This window comes from Streptomyces griseus, assembly GCF_001715295.1.
GTDB classification, from domain to species: Bacteria; Actinomycetota; Actinomycetes; order Streptomycetales; family Streptomycetaceae; genus Streptomyces; species Streptomyces griseus_G.
Genome location: NZ_MDKB01000006.1, coordinates 65175 through 85507 on the forward strand (window position 1 = coordinate 65175; position 20333 = coordinate 85507).

General features: G+C 71.1%; 17 protein-coding genes and 1 tRNA gene. 8 read left to right on the forward strand and 10 right to left on the reverse strand.

Annotation, left to right across the window (positions count from 1 at the left end; all coding sequences use genetic code 11):
* Positions 1-26 precede the first annotated feature (26 nt).
* Positions 27-605: a thioredoxin domain-containing protein gene (locus BA175_RS27995; protein ID WP_069174364.1), complete on the forward strand. Its 579-nt coding sequence runs from the start codon at positions 27-29 to the stop codon at positions 603-605.
* Positions 606-1067: 462 nt separating this feature from the next.
* Here BA175_RS27995 and BA175_RS28000 read toward each other — a convergent pair whose 3' ends face one another.
* Positions 1068-2471, reverse strand: a complete 1404-nt coding sequence (locus BA175_RS28000) for a cystathionine beta-synthase (protein ID WP_069174365.1) — start codon at positions 2469-2471, stop codon at positions 1068-1070.
* A gap of 154 nt (positions 2472-2625) precedes the next feature.
* Here BA175_RS28000 and BA175_RS28005 point away from each other — a divergent pair, with 154 nt between their 5' ends.
* From BA175_RS28005 to BA175_RS28015, 3 genes are all read left to right on the forward strand, one after another.
* Positions 2626-3717: an SGNH/GDSL hydrolase family protein gene (locus BA175_RS28005; protein ID WP_254668011.1), complete on the forward strand. Its 1092-nt coding sequence runs from the start codon at positions 2626-2628 to the stop codon at positions 3715-3717.
* A gap of 119 nt (positions 3718-3836) precedes the next feature.
* A complete protein-coding gene (locus BA175_RS28010) occupies positions 3837-5057 on the forward strand; it encodes an acetyl-CoA C-acetyltransferase (RefSeq protein WP_069174366.1) in 1221 nt (406 codons plus the stop codon).
* A gap of 564 nt (positions 5058-5621) precedes the next feature.
* The gene (locus BA175_RS28015) at positions 5622-6461 is read left to right on the forward strand and encodes a hypothetical protein (protein ID WP_254668012.1); all 840 of its coding nucleotides are present in this window, start codon (positions 5622-5624) and stop codon (positions 6459-6461) included.
* A gap of 20 nt (positions 6462-6481) precedes the next feature.
* Here the strand turns inward: BA175_RS28015 and BA175_RS28020 are convergent, their stop codons facing one another.
* From BA175_RS28020 to BA175_RS28030, 3 genes are all read right to left on the reverse strand, one after another.
* Positions 6482-6811 (reverse strand): hypothetical protein, encoded by a 330-nt coding sequence (locus BA175_RS28020; protein ID WP_069174368.1) that lies wholly within the window; start codon positions 6809-6811, stop codon positions 6482-6484.
* A 422-nt stretch (positions 6812-7233) separates the two neighbouring features.
* The gene (locus BA175_RS28025) at positions 7234-8121 is read right to left on the reverse strand and encodes a Bax inhibitor-1/YccA family protein (protein ID WP_069174369.1); all 888 of its coding nucleotides are present in this window, start codon (positions 8119-8121) and stop codon (positions 7234-7236) included.
* Between the two features lie 231 nt (positions 8122-8352).
* Positions 8353-8436: transfer RNA gene (locus tag BA175_RS28030), tRNA-Leu, on the reverse strand.
* 649 nt (positions 8437-9085) lie between these two features.
* Between BA175_RS28030 and BA175_RS28035 the strand changes: the two genes are divergently transcribed.
* Both BA175_RS28035 and BA175_RS28040 read left to right on the forward strand, forming a co-directional pair.
* On the forward strand, positions 9086-9853 hold the full coding sequence (locus BA175_RS28035) for an ABC transporter ATP-binding protein (protein WP_069174370.1): 768 nt from the start codon (positions 9086-9088) through the stop codon (positions 9851-9853).
* Positions 9854-9906: 53 nt separating this feature from the next.
* Entirely contained in the window at positions 9907-12432 is a 2526-nt protein-coding gene (locus BA175_RS28040) for an ABC transporter permease (protein ID WP_069174371.1), read from the forward strand.
* A gap of 191 nt (positions 12433-12623) precedes the next feature.
* Here BA175_RS28040 and BA175_RS28045 read toward each other — a convergent pair whose 3' ends face one another.
* Positions 12624-13928 (reverse strand): SAM-dependent methyltransferase, encoded by a 1305-nt coding sequence (locus BA175_RS28045; RefSeq protein ID WP_069174372.1) that lies wholly within the window; start codon positions 13926-13928, stop codon positions 12624-12626.
* Between the two features lie 255 nt (positions 13929-14183).
* The gene (locus tag BA175_RS28050; RefSeq protein ID WP_079159850.1) at positions 14184-15569 is read right to left on the reverse strand and encodes an NAD(P)/FAD-dependent oxidoreductase; all 1386 of its coding nucleotides are present in this window, start codon (positions 15567-15569) and stop codon (positions 14184-14186) included.
* 542 nt (positions 15570-16111) lie between these two features.
* On the opposite strand from BA175_RS28050, the gene BA175_RS28055 reads away from it, so the two are divergent.
* Both BA175_RS28055 and BA175_RS28060 read left to right on the forward strand, forming a co-directional pair.
* A complete protein-coding gene (locus tag BA175_RS28055; RefSeq protein ID WP_069174374.1) occupies positions 16112-16384 on the forward strand; it encodes a type II toxin-antitoxin system Phd/YefM family antitoxin in 273 nt (90 codons plus the stop codon).
* Positions 16381-16650, forward strand: a complete 270-nt coding sequence (locus tag BA175_RS28060; protein ID WP_069174375.1) for a type II toxin-antitoxin system RelE family toxin — start codon at positions 16381-16383, stop codon at positions 16648-16650. The genes BA175_RS28055 and BA175_RS28060 overlap by 4 nt, the downstream gene beginning before the upstream one ends.
* Positions 16651-16687: 37 nt before the next feature.
* Here BA175_RS28060 and BA175_RS28065 read toward each other — a convergent pair whose 3' ends face one another.
* The 4 genes from BA175_RS28065 to eno form a co-directional block, all read right to left on the reverse strand.
* Entirely contained in the window at positions 16688-17641 is a 954-nt protein-coding gene (locus BA175_RS28065) for a Ppx/GppA phosphatase family protein (protein ID WP_069174376.1), read from the reverse strand.
* Complete coding sequence (locus BA175_RS28070; protein ID WP_069174377.1) at positions 17638-18219, reverse strand: DUF501 domain-containing protein; 582 nt, start codon at positions 18217-18219, stop codon at positions 17638-17640. The genes BA175_RS28065 and BA175_RS28070 overlap by 4 nt, the downstream gene beginning before the upstream one ends.
* Before the next feature lie 97 nt (positions 18220-18316).
* Complete coding sequence (locus BA175_RS28075; RefSeq protein ID WP_069174378.1) at positions 18317-18787, reverse strand: FtsB family cell division protein; 471 nt, start codon at positions 18785-18787, stop codon at positions 18317-18319.
* 102 nt (positions 18788-18889) lie between these two features.
* Positions 18890-20176 carry a phosphopyruvate hydratase gene (gene eno, locus BA175_RS28080; RefSeq protein ID WP_069174379.1) on the reverse strand — a complete coding sequence of 429 codons (1287 nt, stop codon included), beginning with the start codon at positions 20174-20176 and terminating at the stop codon, positions 18890-18892.
* Between the last annotated feature and the right edge of the window lie 157 nt (positions 20177-20333).

A 20333-nucleotide genomic window follows, 5' to 3' on the forward strand; every position in this document is an offset into this window, starting at 1 on the left:
GGCTTCCCCCTGCCGACCCTGGAACCATGATCCCAGCCAATACGAGAGGCCCCGGCGGCGTCGTCGTCCGCTACGGGAGCGAGAACGCCGCACACGTGCTGAGCGTCTACGCCGACCTGCGCTGCCCCTACTGCAAGCGCATGGAGCTGGACCTGGGGGCCGTGATGGAACGGGCGTCGGACGACGGGCGGTTCGCGATCGACCACCACTTCGCCACCTTCCTCGACGACTCGGCGGGCGGCACCGGCTCCATGGAGGCGCTGGCCGCGCTGGGAGCCGCGGCGGACGAGGGGCAGAAGCCCTTCCTCCACTACCTGCGGGCCCTGTACGCCGGTCAGCCCGGCGAGGACGACGACGCCTTCGCCGACCGGGCCGGTCTGCTGCGGCTGGCCGAGGAGGTCGAGGCGCTGCACACGGACGGCTTCCGCCGGAAGGTCCAGGAGGGCACCTACCTGCCGTGGGCCGCGCAGGTCTCGCTCGCCTTCGGCACGAGCGGCGTCCGCTCCACCCCGACCGTACTGATCGACCGCACCCCGGTCGCGGTCATCAACTCCCTGGGCTACGCGGTCACCCCGGAGGCGTTCCTGGCCGAAGTGGCGGTCTGAGGCGGCGGGGGACGCGGCAGCCCGGCGTGACGGCGCGGCTGCCGGGCATCCCGGCCGTGGAGCGCGAACGCCGCGAGGACGGGCGGGCCCGGCAGACCGGACGCCGGCGGCGCCCGCGGAGGGCAGCCGAGGACCGGAAGGACCGGGTCGAGGAGCCGGGAGCCGGCGGGCGGGACGGAAGGGTCCCGGGGCGGCGAGCTGTCGTGGGGACCGCCGCACCCCCGGTCACCCGGGGGGCGGGACGACGGCGGTCCCCACGAGGGACGCGGTCCCGGGTCAGGGCCGGGTGTCGCGTCCGGGCGACGGTGGAGGTCCGGGAGCCGCTCCGTAGTCCGTGTCGCCGTACTCGGTGCCGGCGGGTCTCCCTGCCGACACCGAGTACTCTGCCGGAGCCGTGTTAAGCCGGTGCTGCGCGTACGTGTCGCGCTCGTACCGTTTGCGCGAAGCCCGGAAACCGGGGCGTCACAGCTTCGGCGCGGCGCCCTTGGCGAGGAAGGCCAGCAGGTCCTGCCTGCTCACGACCCCCTTGGGCTTGCCCTCGACGAGGACGATCGCCGCATCGGCCCCGTCCGTACCGCTGAGGACGGCCATCAGGTCCTCGACCGGCTCACCCGAACCGACCTGCGGCAGCGGGGCCGACATGTGCTTCTCCAGGGCGTCGGTGAGCGAGGCGCGCTGGGTGAACAGGGCGTCCAGGAGCTGCCGCTCGACGACGGAACCGACGACCTCCGCGGCCATCACGTCCGGGTGCCCGGCGCCCGGCTTCACGATCGGCATCTGGGAGACGCCGTACTCGCGCAGTACCTCGATGGCCTCGCCGACCGTCTCCTCCGGGTGCATGTGGACGAGCGAGGGGAGCGGGCCCTCCTTGAAGTCCAGGACGGCGCCGACCCGTGCGGACGGGCCGGTGTCCTCCAGGAAGCCGTAGTCGGCCATCCACTCGTCGTTGAAGATCTTGCTCATGTAGCCGCGGCCGCTGTCCGGCAGCAGGACGACCACCACGTCGTCGGGGCCGAGCCCCTTGGCCACCTCCAGCGCGGCGACCACCGCCATGCCGCAGGAACCGCCGACGAGCAGCCCTTCCTCCTTGGCGAGGCGGCGCGTCATCCGGAACGAGTCCTTGTCGGAGACGGCGACGATCTCGTCGGTGACCGTACGGTCGTAGGCGCTCGGCCAGAAGTCCTCACCGACGCCCTCGACGAGGTAGGGCCGGCCGGAGCCTCCGGAGTAGACGGAGCCCTCGGGGTCGGCGCCGACGATCCGCACGCGGTTCCCGCTGATCTCCTTGAGATAGCGGCCGGTCCCCGTGATCGTGCCGCCGGTGCCGACGCCCGCGACGAAGTGGGTGATCCGCCCCTCCGTCTGCTCCCAGAGCTCCGGGCCCGTGGTCTCGTAGTGGGAGCGCGGATTGTTCGGGTTGGAGTACTGGTCGGGCTTCCAGGCGCCAGGCGTCTCACGGACCAGGCGGTCCGAGACGTTGTAGTACGAGTCCGGGTGCTCGGGGTCGACGGCCGTCGGGCAGACGACGACCTCGGCGCCGTAGGCACGCAGGACGTTGATCTTGTCCGTGGACACCTTGTCCGGGCAGACGAAGATGCACTTGTAGCCCTTCTGCTGGGCGACGATGGCCAGGCCGACGCCCGTGTTGCCGCTGGTCGGCTCGACGATCGTGCCGCCGGGCTTCAGCTCGCCGCTCTGCTCGGCCGCCTCGATCATGCGCAGCGCGATGCGGTCCTTCACCGACCCGCCGGGGTTGAAGTACTCGACCTTGGCCAGGACCGTCGCCTGAATGCCTGCCGACACATTGCGCAGCCTCACCAGCGGGGTGTTGCCGACAAGACTGATCATCGAATCGTGGAATTGCACCGTGTACTCCGGGATCTCCGAGATGGTCAGGCAAGACTATGCGCAGGCGCACCGGATCGGGCGGTGCGATTGGGCAATGCCTCCCACGGGGCAGGTAGTGCTGTGTACGGCGTACGGCATGGAGGAGGTGGACCGGACTGTGTCGAGAGCGAGGGTGGCACGGCGTATCGCGGCGGGCGCGGCCTACGGCGGCGGCAGCGTCGGGCTGATCGGCGCCGCGGCGGTGGGCCTGCTGCTGGCCGAGGTACAGCTGGCGAAACGGCAGGTGGGCGGGGGTACGGCACCGGTTCCGCCGAGTGCGGACGGACGGTACGGGGTGGCGTTCGCCGGTCCCTCCGACCCGTTGCGCCTCGTGCTGCTCGGCGACTCGACGGCGGCCGGTCAAGGGGTGCGCAGGGCCGGTCAGACACCGGGGGCGCTGCTGGCGTCCGGGCTGGCCGCGGTGGCCGAGCGCCCGGTCGATCTGCGGAACGTGGCGTTGCCGGGGGCGCGCTCCGACGATCTGGAACGCCAGGTGTCGCTGGTCCTGGCGGATCCGTCGGGGATGCCGGACGTCTGCGCGGTCATGATCGGGGCGAACGACGTGACGCACCGCATGCCGGCCACGCAATCGGTGCGCTACCTGACCACGGCCGTCCGGAGGCTGCGGACGGCCGGGGCCGAGGTGGTCGTCGGCACCTGTCCCGACCTCGGCACGATCGAGCCGGTGTACCAGCCGCTGCGGTGGCTCGCCCGGCGGGTGAGCAGGCAGCTGGCGGCGGCGCAGACGATCGGCGCGGTGGAGCAGGGCGGGCGGACGGTGTCGCTCGGCGACCTGCTGGGGCCCGAGTTCGAGGCGAACCCGCGGGAGCTGTTCGGCCCCGACAACTACCACCCCTCCGCCGAGGGGTACGCGACGGCGGCGATGGCGATGCTGCCGACGCTGTGCGCGGCCCTGGGCCTGTGGCCCGAGTCCGACCACCTGGACGGGTCGCGGCGCGAGGACATCCTGCCGGTGGCCAAGGCGGCGTCCCAGGCGGCCCGTGAGGCCGGTACGGAGGTCACGGCGGCGCGGGCGCCGTGGGCCCTGCTCAAGCACCGGCGGCGCAGGAGGCTGCCCGCGCACACCGAACCGGTGCCGCACGAGGAGGCCGGCGAGGACCGGCAGCCCGCCTCGCCGGGGTTCCGGGAGGACATGGCGGCCCGCGTCAGGTACGGGGCGGGACGGTTCAGGAGCGGGCCGGGCGGGAACAACCGAGGCGACTGAGCGGTTGCTTAGAAAAGAGGTCGGCGTCACATCGGCTGCCGGGTGACCTCAGCTGTACGTACGGGTAACTTCCAAGTCAGTCCAGCCTTCCTGCCTTCCAGCCCTCATGGAGCCGCGTGATGCCCGAAGCCGTGATCGTCTCTGCTGCCCGTTCGCCCATCGGCCGGGCCTTCAAGGGATCTCTCAAGGACCTGCGCGCGGACGACCTGACCGCGACCATCATCCGGACCGCGCTGGACAAGGTCCCGGAGCTGGATCCGAAGGACATCGACGACCTGATGCTCGGCTGCGGCCTTCCGGGCGGGGAGCAGGGCAACAACCTGGGCCGCATCATCGCCGTCCAGATGGGGATGGACCACCTCCCCGGATGTACGGTCACCCGCTACTGCTCGTCCTCGCTGCAGACCAGCCGCATGGCACTGCACGCGATCAAGGCGGGCGAGGGGGACGTCTTCATCTCCGCAGGCGTCGAGATGGTGTCCCGCTTCGTGAAGGGCAACTCCGACAGCCTGCCGGACACGCACAACCCGCTCTTCGCGGAGGCCGAGGCGCGTACCGCGGCCCGCGCCGAGGAGTCCGGCGCGGGCTGGACCGACCCGCGCGAGGAGGGCCTGGTCCCGGACGCGTACATCGCGATGGGGCAGACCGCCGAGAACCTCGCCCGGATCAAGGGCGTCACGCGTCAGGACATGGACGAGTTCGGCGTACGGTCGCAGAACCTCGCCGAGGAAGCCCTCGCGAAGGGCTTCTGGGAGCGCGAGATCACCCCCGTGACGACGCCGGACGGCACGGTCGTCGCCAAGGACGACGGTCCGCGCGCGGGCGTCTCCCTGGAGGGCGTGCGGGGCCTGAAGCCGGTGTTCCGCCCCGACGGGCTGGTCACCGCGGGCAACTGCTGCCCCCTCAACGACGGCGCCGCCGCCCTCGTGATCATGTCCGACACCAAGGCGCGGGAGCTGGGCCTGACCCCGCTGGCCCGGATCGTCTCGACGGGCGTGTCCGGCCTCTCCCCCGAGATCATGGGATACGGGCCGGTCGAGGCCAGCAAGCAGGCGCTGAGGCGGGCCGGGCTGACGATCGACGACATCGACCTGGCCGAGATCAACGAGGCTTTCGCCGCCCAGGTCATCCCGTCCTACCGGGACCTCGGCCTGCCGCTCGACAAGGTGAACGTCAACGGCGGCGCGATCGCCGTCGGCCACCCCTTCGGCATGACGGGCGCCCGCATCACCGGCACGCTGATCAACAGCCTGCAGTTCCACGACAAGCAGTTCGGCCTCGAGACGATGTGCGTGGGCGGCGGCCAGGGCATGGCGATGGTCATCGAGCGGCTGAGCTGAGCCGGTGCGGAGGGTAGGGGTCGCCGCAGGCGGCACCTGCCCGCAGCACCGGCGAAGCGAACGCGACCACCCACACCGCGCGGCCGAGCCGATCCGGTGCGGAGGGTAGGGGTCGCCGCAGGCGGCACCTGCCCGCAGCACCGGCGAAGCGAACGCGACCACCCACACCGCGCGGCTGAGCTGAGCCGGTGGGGAGGCTAAGGGTCGCCGCAGGCGGCACCTGCCCCCAGCACCGGCGAAGCGAACGCGACCACCGACACCACGCGGCCGAGCCGATCCGGTGCGGCGGCGGCCGGCCGGCGCCCGGCGGGTCTCCCTGTCCCGCGTGGGGGCCTGTTTGAATCAGGCCGAGCCTCGAACGTGACCGAATCTCCCCCAGGATGTGACCTGCGTCCCGGGGGAGAATCGTTTCCCCAGGTCACACCCACCACAGGGGTGAACACCGGGCCCAAAGACCTGTCCATTTCGTGACGTAATGCACTGACAGCAGGAGCGGGCACAGGACAAGCTGAGGTAAGAAGTCGGGGGGTGTCGATTGAAACCGGGAGTATGTCAGTGAGCGCCATGTCATTTGCCCTGTTGCTGACCACCGCCGCTGCCACGGCCGTCGGCGCCGCCGCTCTGCACGCTGCTCACGGGCTGCGCAAGCAGGTCACGGCCCTACGGACGGAGCTTGCGGAGGGCCGGGACCGTCATGCTTCCGTCCCCGAGCAGCAGAACCGGAACACCGCCACCACGGCCGACGAGATACGCACGGCAGTGGCCGAAGCACTCGCCGAGGAGCGGGAGCGCGAGCTCGCCGAGGCCCGCGCCTTCTGGGCCGCACAGGAGGCGCGTGACGCCGCCGACGCCCCGTCCCTGCTCGGCGGAATGGCCGGTCTCGGTGAGGACGTCCCGTTCTTCATGCCCCGCCAGGCCGACTTCGCCGGTCTCGAGGCGATGGACCTCGAAGCCGCCGAGGCTCTCGAAGAGCTGGTGGAGCTGACCGACCTGTCCGAGGTCACGGAGGTCACCGAATTCGCCGAGGACTCACCGGAGCTGGCCGCGGCCCGCCGCCGCCACCCGTCGCACCCGGACTTCGTGCCCACGCAGACACCGGTCGTCACCGACCATGAGCGTACCGTGAACCGGCTGGAGCGGCTCGCGAACACCGGGACCCAGCTCACCGACGTGCGCCCGGGCCCGCTCGGCACGCTGGACGTGTACGTCTTCGCCGACGGCACCACGCTGTGCATGACCCCCGGCCACCGCGAGACCGCCGAGCGGCTCGCCGACTCGCTGCGCGCGGGTGAGCAGCCCGTACTGCTGGGCGGGTCCGGTGTCTCCGGCGCCTACGCGCTGACGTTCTCCTGCGGCGAGGAGAACGTCTACATCCTCGCGGACCGCGTCATCGCCTCGTTCTGACACCGCCCGGCGGCGACCGGTCAGCCGGTTCCGGAAGGGAAGGCCCGCTCCGCCGCCGCCCTGACACAGCGCACGGCCTCGTCCAGCTCCTGGGACGAGGCCGTTTCCAGTGCCACGGCGAGATCACGTCCGGCGACGGCGAGCTGATCGCCCACCGCGAATATCCCGGCGTCCGGCATGACGCGCGGCTCCCGCTCCGGCGCCTCCACGCGCTGGGCGCGCGCGGACAGTTCCCTCGCCACGGCGAGCGCCTCCGCGGCGGCCCCGCGCTGCAGTCTGCTCTGCGGGGCGCTGCGCAGACGGTCGGCGAATCGGTCCACAGCGGTGATCAGAGGTGTCGTATCGAGCACGCCGCGACCCTACGCGCCCCACCGGACGGTTGCCGAACGGGGCCTCCGCTCGCGCAGGGTGCCGGGAAGGACCGGCAACGCGCACGGCGGCGGAAGCGCCGAGGTCCCAGGCCTCCTCCGGGGGAACCCCCCGCACGCCACGGTCCGCCGTCCGGTTCCCGCGTCGCGACCGCTCGCCCCGTCGCCGACGGCTCCTCGTCGTGGAGGAGGTTGCCCTCTCCGGTACGCCTCGGAGCACGGCGGCCGGCCGCGGGGCGAACACGGCCTCGTCCCCCGCCGCACCGGGGCGAGCACCCCCGAGGACGACCTGAGGCGGGCGGCCCGGACGCTGCTCTCCGAGCGCCTCCGGACCCGGGCACGACGGAACGGCCCGCAGGCTCGGATGCCTGCGGGCCGTTCCGTGTGCGGTGTGCCTGCGGGGGTCAGTCGTCCCCGTTGAGGATGGAGAGCAGGCGCAGCATCTCCAGGTAGATCCAGACCAGGGTCAGGGTCAGGCCGAAGGCGGCCAGCCAGGACTCCTCGCGCGGGGCGCCGTAGTTGATGCCGTCCTCGACCTGCTTGAAGTCCAGGGCCAGGAAGCAGGCGCCGAGGATGATCCCGATGACTCCGAAGAGGATGCCGAGGCCGCCGCTGCGGAAGCCCAGGCCGTCACCGCCGCCGAACACGCTGAACAGCATGTTGACCATCATCAGGAGCACGAAGCCCACGGCGGCGGCCATCACGAAGCCGTAGAAACGGCGGGTGACGCGGATCCAGCGCATCTTGTACGCGATGAGCACACCGGCGAAGACGCACATGGTGCCCATCACCGCCTGCATCACGGTGCCGGGGCTGATGTAGGTGCTGACCGTGCTGGAGATCACCCCGAGGAAGACACCCTCGAAGGCCGCGTACGCGATGATCAGCGCCGGGGACGCCTTGCGCTTGAACGACTGGATGATCGCGAAGACGAAGGCCACCAGGGCGGCGCCGACGGCGATGCCGTAGGACTTGCCGAGATTGGCCTCGTCCACCGGCAGCAGGGCCCAGGAGAGCGCCGCGGTGAGCACCACGGTGCCCAACGTCATGGCCGTACGGGTGACGACGTCGTCGATCGTCATCACGTCGGGGCGCGCCGGCGCCTGCGGGGCGCCGTACCGGGTGTCCTGCTGGGCGTAGGGGTTGGTGGCGTACGGGTTGGCGGCGGCGCCCTGCGCGTACGGGTTGGCACCCACTGCGGGGGCCCCGGCCTGCGGCGCCGCGTTGAAGCCCGCGTAGCCGTTGTCGCGGCTGAACCCCCGTCGCGAGAAGACCGGGTTGCTGCTCCTCATCTCACTCCTCCATGGCCACCCAGCGTGGCCTTCCCACAAGAGTAATGGGTAGGCAAAACAATCCGTCCACTACCGGAGGAGGATCTTTCGGAGAAGTTGACCACTGGGCCACCGGGCGGCCGCCCGGTTCCCGCCTGCGCCGGGGAACGCCTGCCGCTCGGTCCACCCCCACCGCGTGTATCCGGAGTCCGCCGGACTTCGGTGCCCTCTCGACCCGCACGGCGGGTTGAGTGCCCGGAGCCGGACTCGAACCGGCACGCCCCCGAGGAGGCAGCGAGGTTTAAGCTCGCCGTGTCTGCATTCCACCACCCGGGCGTGGGCGCGCGGCTCCGCGTTGGCACAAGACCCTATCGGGGGGCTTCGCTCGGACAGCGGAACATCTGCTCGATGTTGTCTTATTTTATTGACTGTTTGATGGACCGTCAGACACGTGACCGGCGTCAGGGCATGCCCCCGTGGGTGGAGGGGTCGGGAGCCCGGCGAACGGGAATGACGGAAACTCGCCCCACCCGGTCGGGTCAAGCGCCATGGGAACGCCACCTTTCGCCAGTGCTTCGCCACCCCACCGGCCGGCAGCGTCGTCGACGCGCCGCCGGGCCGGTCGGCTCCGCGTGTCTCCGGGCCCTTCGGCACCGCCCCGCCGACACGCAACACGGCACTCACGCCGGGCAGCAGCGTAACGAGCGTGCCGTCCACCGCGGCAGCCGGGGCGCCCCGCTCCCGGAACACCGGCCGCGAGGCCGCGGCGGCCCGGCCGGTGCCCCGCGGCTCGACCGCCCCGCCCTGCCCAGGACGGGCGTCCTCAGGGTCGGTGTCATACCCGAGAGGTACTCCGGGACCCCGCCGGTGCGACTCAAGACGGTTCCCGGAACGGGTACGGGGACTGACGACCGGGCGGAGAACGGCGATGAGGATGGAGGGGTCCCCGAGCAGGTCCCGCACCACCCGAACCAGGAGTACCCCTGTGACCACCACCGCCGTTCACCGCACCACCGCGGTCGCCGCCCGCGCCACGGAGCTGTCGAAGGTCTACGGACAGGGTGAGACCCAGGTGGTCGCCCTGGACCGGGTGACCGTGGACTTCCCGCAGGGCGAGTTCACCGCGATCATGGGGCCCTCGGGCTCCGGCAAGTCCACCCTGATGCACTGCGTGGCCGGCCTCGACAGCTTCAGCAGCGGCTCCGTGCGCATCGGCGAGACCGAGCTCGGCACGTTGAAGGACAAGCAGCTCACCCAGCTCCGCCGGGACAAGATCGGCTTCATCTTCCAGGCCTTCAACCTCCTGCCGACCCTGTCCGCGCTGGAGAACATCACCCTGCCGATGGACATCGCCGGCCGCAAGCCGGACGCCGCGTGGCTGCAGAAGGTCATCGACATGGTCGGCCTCTCCGACCGCCTCGGTCACCGGCCCACCGAGCTCTCCGGCGGTCAGCAGCAGCGCGTCGCCGTGGCCCGCGCCCTGGCATCCCAACCCGAGATCATCTTCGGCGACGAGCCGACCGGGAACCTGGACTCACGCTCGGGCGCGGAGGTGCTCGGCTTCCTGCGCAACTCGGTGCGCGAACTCGGCCAGACCGTGGTGATGGTGACCCACGACCCGGTCGCCGCCTCCTACGCGGACCGCGTGCTCTTCCTCGCCGACGGGGCGGTCGTCGACCAGATGATGCACCCCACCGCCGACGGTGTCCTCGACCGGATGAAGGCGTTCGACGCGAAGGGCCGCACCAGCTGACGGCTGCTGGACGCCCCCGCCACCCCCTACCGAACTCCCCGGGAATCCACGACATGTTCCGTACCGCTGTGCGCAACGTCCTCGCGCACAAGGCCAGGCTGCTGATGACCGTGCTCGCCGTGATGCTCGGCGTCGCCTTCGTCTCCGGCACGCTGGTCTTCACCGACACCCTCGGCAACGCCTTCCGCAACCAGTCCACCAAGAACTACGACAGGGTGGCCGTCGCCGTCACCACCTGGGCCGAGCGCGGCGACGAGGAGACCCCGGCCGTCGACGAGGCCACCCTCGCGAAGATCCGGGCCCTGGACGGCGTCGCCGAGGCCACCGGCCGGGTCTCCGGGTTCGCCGGGGTCGCCGACCCGGACGGCAAACTGATCGGCAACGGCTGGTCCAACACCGGATCCAACTTCTCCCCCGGCGCCGGCGGCAAGGACGCGCAGTACGCGTTCACCGAGGGCACCGGACCGGTGAAGGCCGGCCAGGTCGCCCTCGACAAGGAAACCGCGCGCAAGGGCGAGTACCGCGTGGGCGACCCGGTGCGGGTCGCCACGAACGGCCCGGTCAAGGAGTACACCCTCTCCGGTGTCTTCACGACCGAGGACGGCGCGGTGAACGCGGGTGGCAGCCTGGTTCTCTTCGACACCGAGGTCGCCCAGCGGCTCTACCTGCGGCCGGGCCAGTTCACGGACGTCACCGTGACCGCCGCGGCCGGCGCATCCGACCAGCGGCTGCTGGACGCCGTGAAGCCCCTCCTCCCGGAGGCCGCCGAGGCCAGGACCGGTGCGGCCCTCGCGGCCGAGGAGGCCGAGCAGACCGAGAACGGCCTCAAGAACCTCAACCAGCTGCTGCTGGCCTTCGCGGCCATCGCGCTCTTCGTCGGCGTCTTCCTGATCGCCAACACGTTCACCATGCTCGTCGCCCAGCGCACCAAGGAGCTCGCCCTGATGCGCGCCGTCGGCGCCTCCCGCCGGCAGGTCAAGTGGGCCGTCCTGTCCGAAGCCGGGGTGGTCGGCCTGATCGCCTCGGTGATCGGCCTGCTCCTCGGTGTCGGCCTCGCGACGGGCCTGCGCTCCGCCATGGGCGCGTTCGGGGGGAAGATCCCGGCCGGGCCCCTGGTCGTCTCGCCCACCGCGGTGGTCTCGGCGTTCGCCGTCGGCATCCTGATCACCGTGTTCGCCGCCTGGCTGCCGGCCCGCCGCGCCGCCAAGATCCCGCCGGTCGCGGCGATGAGCAGTGTGCACGCGGTGGCCAGCACCAAGTCCCTGGTCCTGCGGAACTCGGTCGGCGGGGTCCTCACCCTGCTCGGGTCCGCGGCGATCGTCCTCGGCTCCTCCCAGGGCGCGGACGGCAAGGTGGTCATCGGTGTCGGAGCGTTCTTCGCCCTGACCGGTGTCATCGTGCTCATTCCCCTGCTCTCCCGCCCGGTGATCGCCCTGGTGCGTCCGCTGCTGCGCAAGCTCTTCGGGGTATCCGGCAAGCTCGCCGCGCAGAACGCCGTCCGCAACCCGCGGCGCACCGGCGCCACCGCGTCGGCGCTGGCGATCGGCCTCACCCTGGTCACCGGGATCTCGGTGCTGGGCGTCACGCTCGGCCAGGCCGTGGACAAGACGACGACGGACAACATCCGGGCCGACTACATGGTCTCGATGGCCAGCGGGGACTCGCTCGACGAGTCCGCCCTGGCCGCGCTGCGCAAGGCCGACGGCGTCACCGCCGCCTCCCCCCAGAGGGCGACCTGGCTCACCCTCGGCGAGGCGGGGGTCTCGGCCTCCGCCGTCACCCCCGGCGAGGTCGAGAAGGTCTTCGCCCTGAAGACGGTCTCCGGCTCGCTCTCGTCGCTGAAGGACGGCGAGATGGCCGTCGACCGCAAGACCGCGGCGTCGCACGGCTGGAAGACCGGTGACAGCGTTCCGGTGACCTTCCTGGACGACAAGAAGGAGACCCTGAAGGTCGGGGCTCTCTACGAGGGCAACGAGTTCCTCTCCCCGGTCCTGGTGTCCGAGAAGGTCATCGCCCCGCACGAGAGCCTCGCGGAGATCCGTGAGGTGTGGCTGACCATGGACGGCGGCCGGAGCGCGGCCAACGAGCAGGCGCTGGTCGACGCGCTCGGCGACAACCCGGCGATGAGCATCATGGACCGCCAGGGCATCCGTGACATGTTCGGCGGATTCGTGAACACGGCGATGAACATCATGTACGGGCTGCTGGCGATGGCCCTGGTCATCGCGGTCCTCGGGGTCGTCAACACCCTCGCGATGTCCGTGTTCGAACGTCAGCAGGAGATCGGCATGCTGCGGGCGATCGGCCTGGACCGCCGCAGGGTCAAGCGCATGATCCGCCTGGAGGCCGTGGTCATCTCGCTCTTCGGAGCGGTGGTCGGCGTCGCCCTCGGTATGTTCCTCGGCTGGGCGATCGGGGAGGCCCTGTCCTCCTCCGTCCCGGAGTACGCCCTGGTCATCCCGTGGGGCCGGATCGCCCTCTTCCTGGCGCTGGCGGGACTCGTGGGTGTGCTGGCCTCACTGTGGCCGGCCCGCAGCGGCGCGAAGCTGAACATGCTGACCGCCATCAAGACGGAGTAGGGCCCGGCCCGCGGTTCCCGGCGCACCGCACGGCGGGCGGACGTCCGCGTGCGCGAGGAACGGGGACGTCCCGGCAGCGCGGCGAGGCGCCCGAGGTCCCGCCCGGCCGCCGGGGACCTCGGGACCCCCGGGGACGACAGACGTGAGGGCCGGCATCCGTACCACGGGTGCCGGCCCTCCCACGTCGGGGATCAGCCGGCCGCCGAGGCCGTCCAGGCGCGGGCACGCAGGGGCATACCCGCCGGGCCGTCCTCCCGCGGACGCACCGCGAGGATCTGGTTGACACCGATCCTGTTGCGTTCGAAGGAGAGCGCGGAGGCGGCCATGTAGAGCCGCCAGACCCTGGCGCGTCCGGGCGAGGTGGCCCGGACGGCCTCCTTCCAGTTCTCCTCCAGGTTGGCCACCCACCGGCGCAGGGTCAGGGCGTAGTGCTCACGGATGGCTTCGACGTCACGTGCCTCGAATCCGGCCTCCTCCAGGGTGGCCACGGTGCGGCCGAGGGGGGCGAGCTCCCCGTCCGGGAAGACGTAGGCGTCGATGAACTCGTCGATGCGGTAGGCCGATTCGTCCTTCTCGGGACGGCGGGCGATCTGGTGGTTCAGCAGTCGGCCGCCGGGCTTCAGCAGGGCGTGGAGGGCGTCGGCGTACTCGCGGAAGCGGACCGAGCCGACGTGTTCGGCCATGCCGATGGAGGAGATCGCGTCGTACGGGCCGTCCCTGACGTCCCGGTAGTCCTGGACGCGGATCTCGATCCGGTCGGTGAGGCCCTCCTCGGCGATGCGCTTACGGGCGAAGGCCGCCTGCTCGGCGGAGAGGGTGACCCCGGTGACGAGGGCGCCGTACTCGCGGGCGGCGTGGATCGCCATGGACCCCCAGCCGCAGCCGACGTCGAGGAGGCGGTCGCCTTCCTTCAGCGCGAGCTTGCGGCAGACGAGGTCGAGCTTGTCGCGCTGGGCGTCCTCGAGCGTGCCGCCGTCCTGCCAGTAGGCGCAGGAGTAGACCATGGAGGGGCCGAGCACCAGAGCGTAGAAGTCGTTCCCCACGTCGTAGTGGTGGCTGATGGCCTCCTTGTCGCGGCGCTTGGTGTGCAGCGCTCCCGAGCGGCGGCGCACCTCCTCGGCGGGCGGGGGCGGGGGCGGCCAGGGGCCGGCCAGCCGCGCGAGGCCGCGGGCGAAGGCCCGTACCTTCGGATCCCGTACCGGGTGGACGGCGTCCTTCGCGTCGGCGCCGCGCTCCCACAGGAGCGCCGCCAGATGGCCCAGGGCCTCGTAGAGGTCGCCGTCGACATCGATCTCACCGGCCACCCAGGCGCGGGCCAGACCGAGTTCGCCCGGCTTCCAGAGCAGCCGGCGCAGGGCACGACGGTGGCGCAGGACGAGGGCCGGGGCGCCCGGCGGCCCTGCTTCGCTGCCGTCCCAGGCCCGGATCCGGACCGGCAGCGGTTCTCCCAGCAACTCTTCGGCGAGAGCGGTCAGCCGCGAGGCGGCGTCTGCCATGGCGTACACCTCCGTGGTGGTGTTTCCCAACGTGCCTAAATTCGCATATACGCACCCGAACCGGGCCGCGACACCTCGGGGCGACGGCGAGGTACACCTGACCCAACGCCACCCGGATCGGGGGCCTTCCCGCAACGGCGCAACGGAACGGCAAAATACCTGCATGCGCCACGCAGTTGCCCCGGCCGGCAGGAACGCCGAAGGGACCGTCCGCACCACGGATGGCGGACGGTCCCTTCGGTGACGTGCGGGTGGCTAGGAGGCCTTCGCCTTCTCGCCCTCGGCCTTGGCGGCGACGGGCGCGGGGCTCGGCTTGGCGGCCTCGTAGAACTCCTCGCGCGGCGTCTCCATGGCGCCGAGCGAGACGACCTCGCGCTTGAGGAACATGGCCAGCGTCCAGTCGGCGAAGATCCGGATCTTGCGGTTCCAGGTCGGCATCGCCATGCCGTGGTAGCCACGGTGCATGTACCAGGCGAGACGGCCCTTGAGCTTGATCTTCACCTTGCCCATGACGATCATCGCGACGCCCTTGTGCAGGCCGAGACCGGCGACCGCACCCTTGTTGGCGTGGCTGTACTCCTTCTGCGGGAAGCCCCGCATGCCGGAGATGACGTTGTCACCGAGGACCTTGGCCTGACGCAGCGCGTGCTGGGCGTTCGGCGGGCACCAGGCGTTGGGGTTGCCGGCCCGGCGGCCGACCATGTCCGGCACCTGGGCGTTGTCGCCCGCGGCCCAGACGTAGTCGGTGCCCTGGACCTGGAGCTTCTCGGAGGTGTCCACGTGGCCGCGGGGGCCCAGCGGCAGGCCGAAGCGGGCCAGCGCCGGGTTCGGCTTCACGCCGGCCGTCCACACGATCGTGCTGGAGTCGACCTCGAGGCCGTTCTTCAGCACCACGTGACCGTCGACGCAGGAGTCCATCGAGGTGGAGAGGTAGATCTCCACACCGCGGCTCTCCAGGTGCTCCTTGCCGTACGCGCCCAGCTTCGGGCCGACCTCGGGAAGGATCTTGTCGGCGGCGTCGACCAGGATGAAGCGCATGTCCTCGCGCTTCACGCTCGTGTAGTACTTGGCGGCGTCGCGCGCCATGTCCTCGACCTCGCCGATGGTCTCCGCACCGGCGAAGCCGCCGCCCACGAAGACGAAGGTCAGCGCCTTGCGGCGGACCTCCTCATCGGTCGTCGAGTCGGCCTTGTCCAGCTGCTCGAGGACGTGGTTGCGCAGGCCGATGGACTCCTCGATGCCCTTCATGCCGATGCCCTGCTCGGCGAGGCCGGGGATCGGGAAGGTGCGGGAGACCGCGCCCATCGCGATGACCAGGTAGTCGAAGGGCAGCTCGTAGGCCTCGCCGACGAGCGGCGCGACCGTGGCGACCTTGCGGTCCTGATCGATGGTCGTGACGCGGCCGGTGAGCACCTCCGCCTTGGGCAGGACGCGTCGCAGCGGGACGACGACATGCCGAGGCGAGATGCTGCCGGCAGCAGCTTCGGGGAGGAAGGGCTGGTACGTCATGTACGAGCGAGGGTCGACGACCGTGACGGTCGCCTCCCCGTACCGCATCTTCTTCAGAATGCGACGAGCTGCGTACAGGCCTACGTACCCACCGCCTACAACGAGGATCCTGGGACGCTCCGTGGTGCTCATGCCATCGAGTATCCACCCCCCTCGGGGGGCAGGCTCGTGAGCCCCTTCACAAGGTCTGCGCCACCCTCTGCTACACTTCGCCGCCCACGTGACCCAGGTCATGCCGCCGACGGGGAACCACCATGTACGCGCGGACGTTGTTCACCACCTGTGAGCTGGCCCTTGAGGCTCCGGGCGCGGCGGACCGGCCGCCCACGACACCCGCGCGCCACACCCCCGAAACTCCGGTGCGCCCCCCTCCCGCAGCCGCGGGAGCGACCGGGACGGCCCCCGGACGGAAGAACTTCACCCACGGGGGCCGAATTCCTTGTGAAGAAGTTCACGAACTTCGTCGCGGCACCCCGCGAAAGGCCCCTCCGGACCGGCCCCGAGGGGCCCCGGAAAGCTCAAAGGGGCAGGCGGGAACGCTTCTGAGCACCCCTCACTGCACGGCACACCCTCGCCGTGATCAGACGCCGGACCAGGCGATGCCGTCGAGGATCACTCACGAACGCGGCCTCCTTCGCCGGGCGCGTGTACACGCGAATGCGTACACTGCTCTCATGACTGAGAACACCGTGACCGTACGGGAAGCCCGCGCGCACCTCGCCGACCACATCAACCGGGCCGAGGAAGGCGTTCCGACCGTCATCACGCGCAACGGCGCCCCGGTGGCGGCCGTGGTGCCGATCGCGGACTTCGAGGCGCTGGAGGAAGCGGCCGACGTGATGCTGGCACGCGAGGCGGAAGCGGTGCTGGCCGAGGGCGGTCCCACCGTGACGATGGCGGAACTGCTGGCGGATCTGTTCACCGAGCAGGACGGCGAGGCGGGGTGAAGTACGCCTTCCGGTTCACCACGGCAGCGCAGCGGCAGCTCCGGGCCGTCAGCCGGCCCGACGCCATGCGCATCCTGACCGCCCTGACCGCACTCGGCGACGCCCCGTACCGCCGGGACGCCGACGTCAAGAAGCTCACCGGCCCGTCCGGGCTCTACCGGCTCCAGGTCGGAAGCTGCAGAGTCGCCTGTCAGATCAACGAGGGTGAACTCGTCGTCCTCGTGGTCAAGGTGGGCGACCGGCGGGACGTCTACCGCAACCTGTGACGCCCCGCCCGGTGCCGGCATCTCCTGACAGTGCTCCTCAGCGGGCCTCGGCGGCGCAGCTGTGAGCTATGCCGTCGAGGATGTCGTGCTCGCTGACGACCACCTCATGGGCTCCGGTCCGCTCCATGACCGCGAGCAGCACGAGCGCCCCGGCGGTGATCACATCGACCCGCCCCGGGTGCATCGCGGGGATCGCCGCACGCTCCTCGTGCGTCGAGGCGAGCAGCCGCGCGGTGATCTCCCGCACCTGGGTCAACGAGACCCTGGAGTGGTGGATCGCCTCGGAGTCGTACTCCGGCAGGCCGAGCGCGATCGCGGCGACCGTGGTGACCGTGCCGGCCAGCCCGACGAGGGTGGCCGCCCCGGCGAGCGGCACGGCCTCCTGCGCCAGGTCCAGCGCGGCCTCGACGTCCGCGCGGATCGCGGCGACCCGGTCGGGCGTGGGCGGGTCGACGACCACGCCGTCCCGCACCAGATGACGTTCCGTCATGCGCACACAGCCGATGTCCACGGAACGGGCCGCCCGGACCTCGTCGTCGCCGAGGACGAACTCGGTGGAGCCGCCGCCGATGTCCACGACGAGGTACGGCTTCTCCAGGTGGTCGCTTCCCTCGAGTTCCTTGGTGGCCCCGTCGAAGGAGAGCTGTGCCTCCTGATCGCCGCTGACGACCTCCGGTTCGACACCCAGGATGTCCACGACACCCTGGACGAAGGTCTCGCTGTTCTCGGCGTCCCGGGAGGCGGAGGTGGCGACGAACCGGATCTTCTCCGCGCCGAGTTCCCTGATCACCTCCGCGTACTCGCGGCAGGCGGCGAAGGTGCGCTCCAGCGCCTCGGGGTCCAGCCGTCCCGTGCGGTCGACGCCCTGGCCGAGCCGGACGACCCGCATCCGGCGGTCGAGCTCGGTCATCGCCCCGGTGGCGGGGTCCAGGTCGGCGACGAGCAGGCGGATGGAGTTGGTACCGCAGTCGACGGCGGCGACGCGGGTCACCGGCCCGTCCCCTCGCCGGGCTCGCCGGCGCCCCCGCTCGCGCCCCCGTCCGCGCCCGGAACGGCACACGGCGTCACACAGGGGCCCTTCGCCCACCACTCGGGCAGCATCGCGATCGCCTCGTCGCCCAGCGGGTTCACCCCGGGCCCCGCCGCCAGCGAGTGCCCGACCAGGACGTGCAGGCACTTCACGCGGTCCGGCATGCCGCCCGCGCTCGGGAAACCCTCCAGGACCTCGATGGCGTCGCGGCGCGCGATGTAGTCCTCGTGCGCCGCGCGGTACGCGGCGGCCAGCTCCGGGTCCGTCGTGAGCCGCTCGGTCATCTCCTTCATGACCCCGTTGGCCTCCAGCGTGCCGATCGCGGACGCGGCACGCGGGCAGGTCAGGTAGTACGTCGTGGGGAACGGCGTGCCGTCCTCCAGACGGGGCTGCGTCTCCACCACGTCCGGGTTGCCGCACGGGCACCGGTGCGCGATGGCGCGCAGCCCGCGCGGCGGCCGGCCGAGCTGCTGCTCGAACGCGGCGATGTCCGCGGCGGTGGGCGGGGTGGATTCGGTCTGCGGAGGGGGCGTGTCCATGCCTGCCTTGAATGTCATCGGTGGGTCTGTATGGATCGGTACGGGGGCGTGACGGGCGGATACGGAGGCGGACGCCCGGCCCCGTGACGGGACGGGGTCACCCGCGGTCCGCGCTGTCGACGCCGTCCCAGAGGTTGGTGTGCCAGGGCCGGCCCGTCGCACCCCGGTCCCCGCGGCGGACCTCGGCCGCGTCCGGGTCGATCACCGTGTAACCGGTCTCCCCGGGCATGACGTAGTGGAGGTGCTCGCGCGCCAGGCGGCGGATGTACGCGTCGTCCTTGAGCCGCGCCTTCTCGTCCCGCAGCTCCTCGGTCCGCGCGTGCGCCTCCCTGGACAACCTCTCCTGCTCGGCGATCTGGTCGCGCTGGGAGATGTACTGCCGCATCGGGTACGCGAGGGCGACAACCAGGGAGCAGACGATCAGCGCCAGGAACGCCGCCCGGCCGGTGAGCCGGGAGCGGCGGGCCTGACGGCGGTTCTGGGACCGGTAGACGCGGGCCGCCGTCTGCTCACCGAGCAGCCGCAGCCTGGTCGTGGTGGAGAACCGGTCGCGGTCCTTCCCGGCCATCTCTCACGCCTCCCCGTTACGCACGTCCGTCCCCGCACACGGTACGGGACCGAGTGGGGGGACGGACGGAGGCTGGTGCGCCGGGGTCCTGCCGGGGGGCTGTCAGCCCTCGAAGCGGAACCGCGGGAAGGCCGAACGGCCCGCGTACACCGCGGCGTCGTCGAGGATCTCCTCGATGCGCAGCAGCTGGTTGTACTTGGCGACACGGTCCGAGCGGGCCGGGGCACCGGTCTTGATCTGACCGCAGTTCACCGCGACGGCGAGGTCGGCGATGGTGACGTCCTCGGTCTCGCCGGAGCGGTGGGACATCATGCACTTGAAGCCGTTGCGCTGCGCGAGCTCGACGGCGTCCAGGGTCTCGGTCAGCGAACCGATCTGGTTGACCTTCACGAGCAGGGCGTTGGCCGAGCCCTCCTCGATGCCGCGGGCGAGGCGCTCGGGGTTGGTGACGAAGAGGTCGTCACCGACGATCTGCACCTTGGAGCCGAGCTTCTCGGTGATGACCTTCCAGCCGTCCCAGTCGTCCTCGTACAGCGGATCCTCGATGGAGACCAGCGGGTACGCGGAGACGAGCTCCTCGTAGTACTCGGTCATCTCGGCGGCCGTACGGGACTTGCCCTCGAACTCGTAGACGCCGTCCTTGTAGAACTCGGACGCGGCGACGTCCAGCGCGAGCGCGATGTCGCGGCCGGGGACGTAACCGGCCTCCTTGACGGCCTCGAGGATGAGGTCGAGGGCGGCGCGGTTGGACTCGAGGTTCGGCGCGAAGCCCCCCTCGTCGCCGAGACCGGTGGACAGGCCCTTGGTCTTGAGGACCTTCTTCAGCGTGTGGTAGATCTCCGCACCCCAGCGCAGGGCCTCGGAGAAGGACTCGGCGCCGATCGGCGCGATCATGAACTCCTGGATGTCCACGTTGGAGTCGGCGTGCGAGCCGCCGTTCAGGATGTTCATCATCGGAACGGGCAGCAGGTGCGCGTTCGGGCCGCCGAGGTAGCGGAACAGCGGGAGGTCGGAGGCCTCGGACGCGGCGTGGGCCACGGCGAGCGAGACGCCGAGGATGGCGTTGGCGCCGAGCGAGCCCTTGTTCTCGGTGGCGTCCAGGTCGAACATCGCCTGGTCGATGAGGCGCTGCTCGGTGGCGTCGTACCCGACGAGCTCCGGGCCGATCTGCTCGATCACGGCCAGGACGGCCTTCTCGACGCCCTTGCCCTGGTAGCGGTTGGGGTCACCGTCGCGAAGCTCGATGGCCTCGAACGCACCGGTGGAGGCGCCGGACGGAACGGCAGCACGTCCCGTGCTGCCGTCGTCGAGGCCGACCTCGACCTCGACCGTGGGGTTGCCCCGGGAGTCGAGGATTTCCCTGGCTACGACGACGTCGATGGACGGCACGAGGCATCTCCTTCTGGGATATGACGCTGGTTGTGCAGGGTCACTGTGGCCTTGCGACACGAGCCTAACCGGCCCGGCCCGCTCCGTCGGCCGACCGCCCGCCTCCTGGGACGAAAAAGGACCCAAGAGCCTGCATTCCGGGCAAAGCTCCAGAAAA

Excerpts from the sequence above, each read along its gene's own strand:
- BA175_RS28040 (WP_069174371.1), top strand. The coding sequence starts at position 9,907 with ATGTTCCGTACCGCTGTGCGCAACGTCCTCGCGCACAAGGCCAGGCTG.
- BA175_RS28010 (WP_069174366.1), top strand. The coding sequence starts at position 3,837 with ATGCCCGAAGCCGTGATCGTCTCTGCTGCCCGTTCGCCCATCGGCCGG.
- BA175_RS28075 (WP_069174378.1), bottom strand. The coding sequence starts at position 18,787 with ATGGCCGGGAAGGACCGCGACCGGTTCTCCACCACGACCAGGCTGCGG.
- BA175_RS28055 (WP_069174374.1), top strand. The coding sequence starts at position 16,112 with ATGACTGAGAACACCGTGACCGTACGGGAAGCCCGCGCGCACCTCGCC.
- BA175_RS28045 (WP_069174372.1), bottom strand. The coding sequence starts at position 13,928 with ATGGCAGACGCCGCCTCGCGGCTGACCGCTCTCGCCGAAGAGTTGCTG.
- BA175_RS28070 (WP_069174377.1), bottom strand. The coding sequence starts at position 18,219 with ATGGACACGCCCCCTCCGCAGACCGAATCCACCCCGCCCACCGCCGCG.
- BA175_RS28025 (WP_069174369.1), bottom strand. The coding sequence starts at position 8,121 with ATGAGGAGCAGCAACCCGGTCTTCTCGCGACGGGGGTTCAGCCGCGAC.
- BA175_RS27995 (WP_069174364.1), top strand. The coding sequence starts at position 27 with ATGATCCCAGCCAATACGAGAGGCCCCGGCGGCGTCGTCGTCCGCTAC.
- BA175_RS28015 (WP_254668012.1), top strand. The coding sequence starts at position 5,622 with ATGTCATTTGCCCTGTTGCTGACCACCGCCGCTGCCACGGCCGTCGGC.
- BA175_RS28050 (WP_079159850.1), bottom strand. The coding sequence starts at position 15,569 with ATGAGCACCACGGAGCGTCCCAGGATCCTCGTTGTAGGCGGTGGGTAC.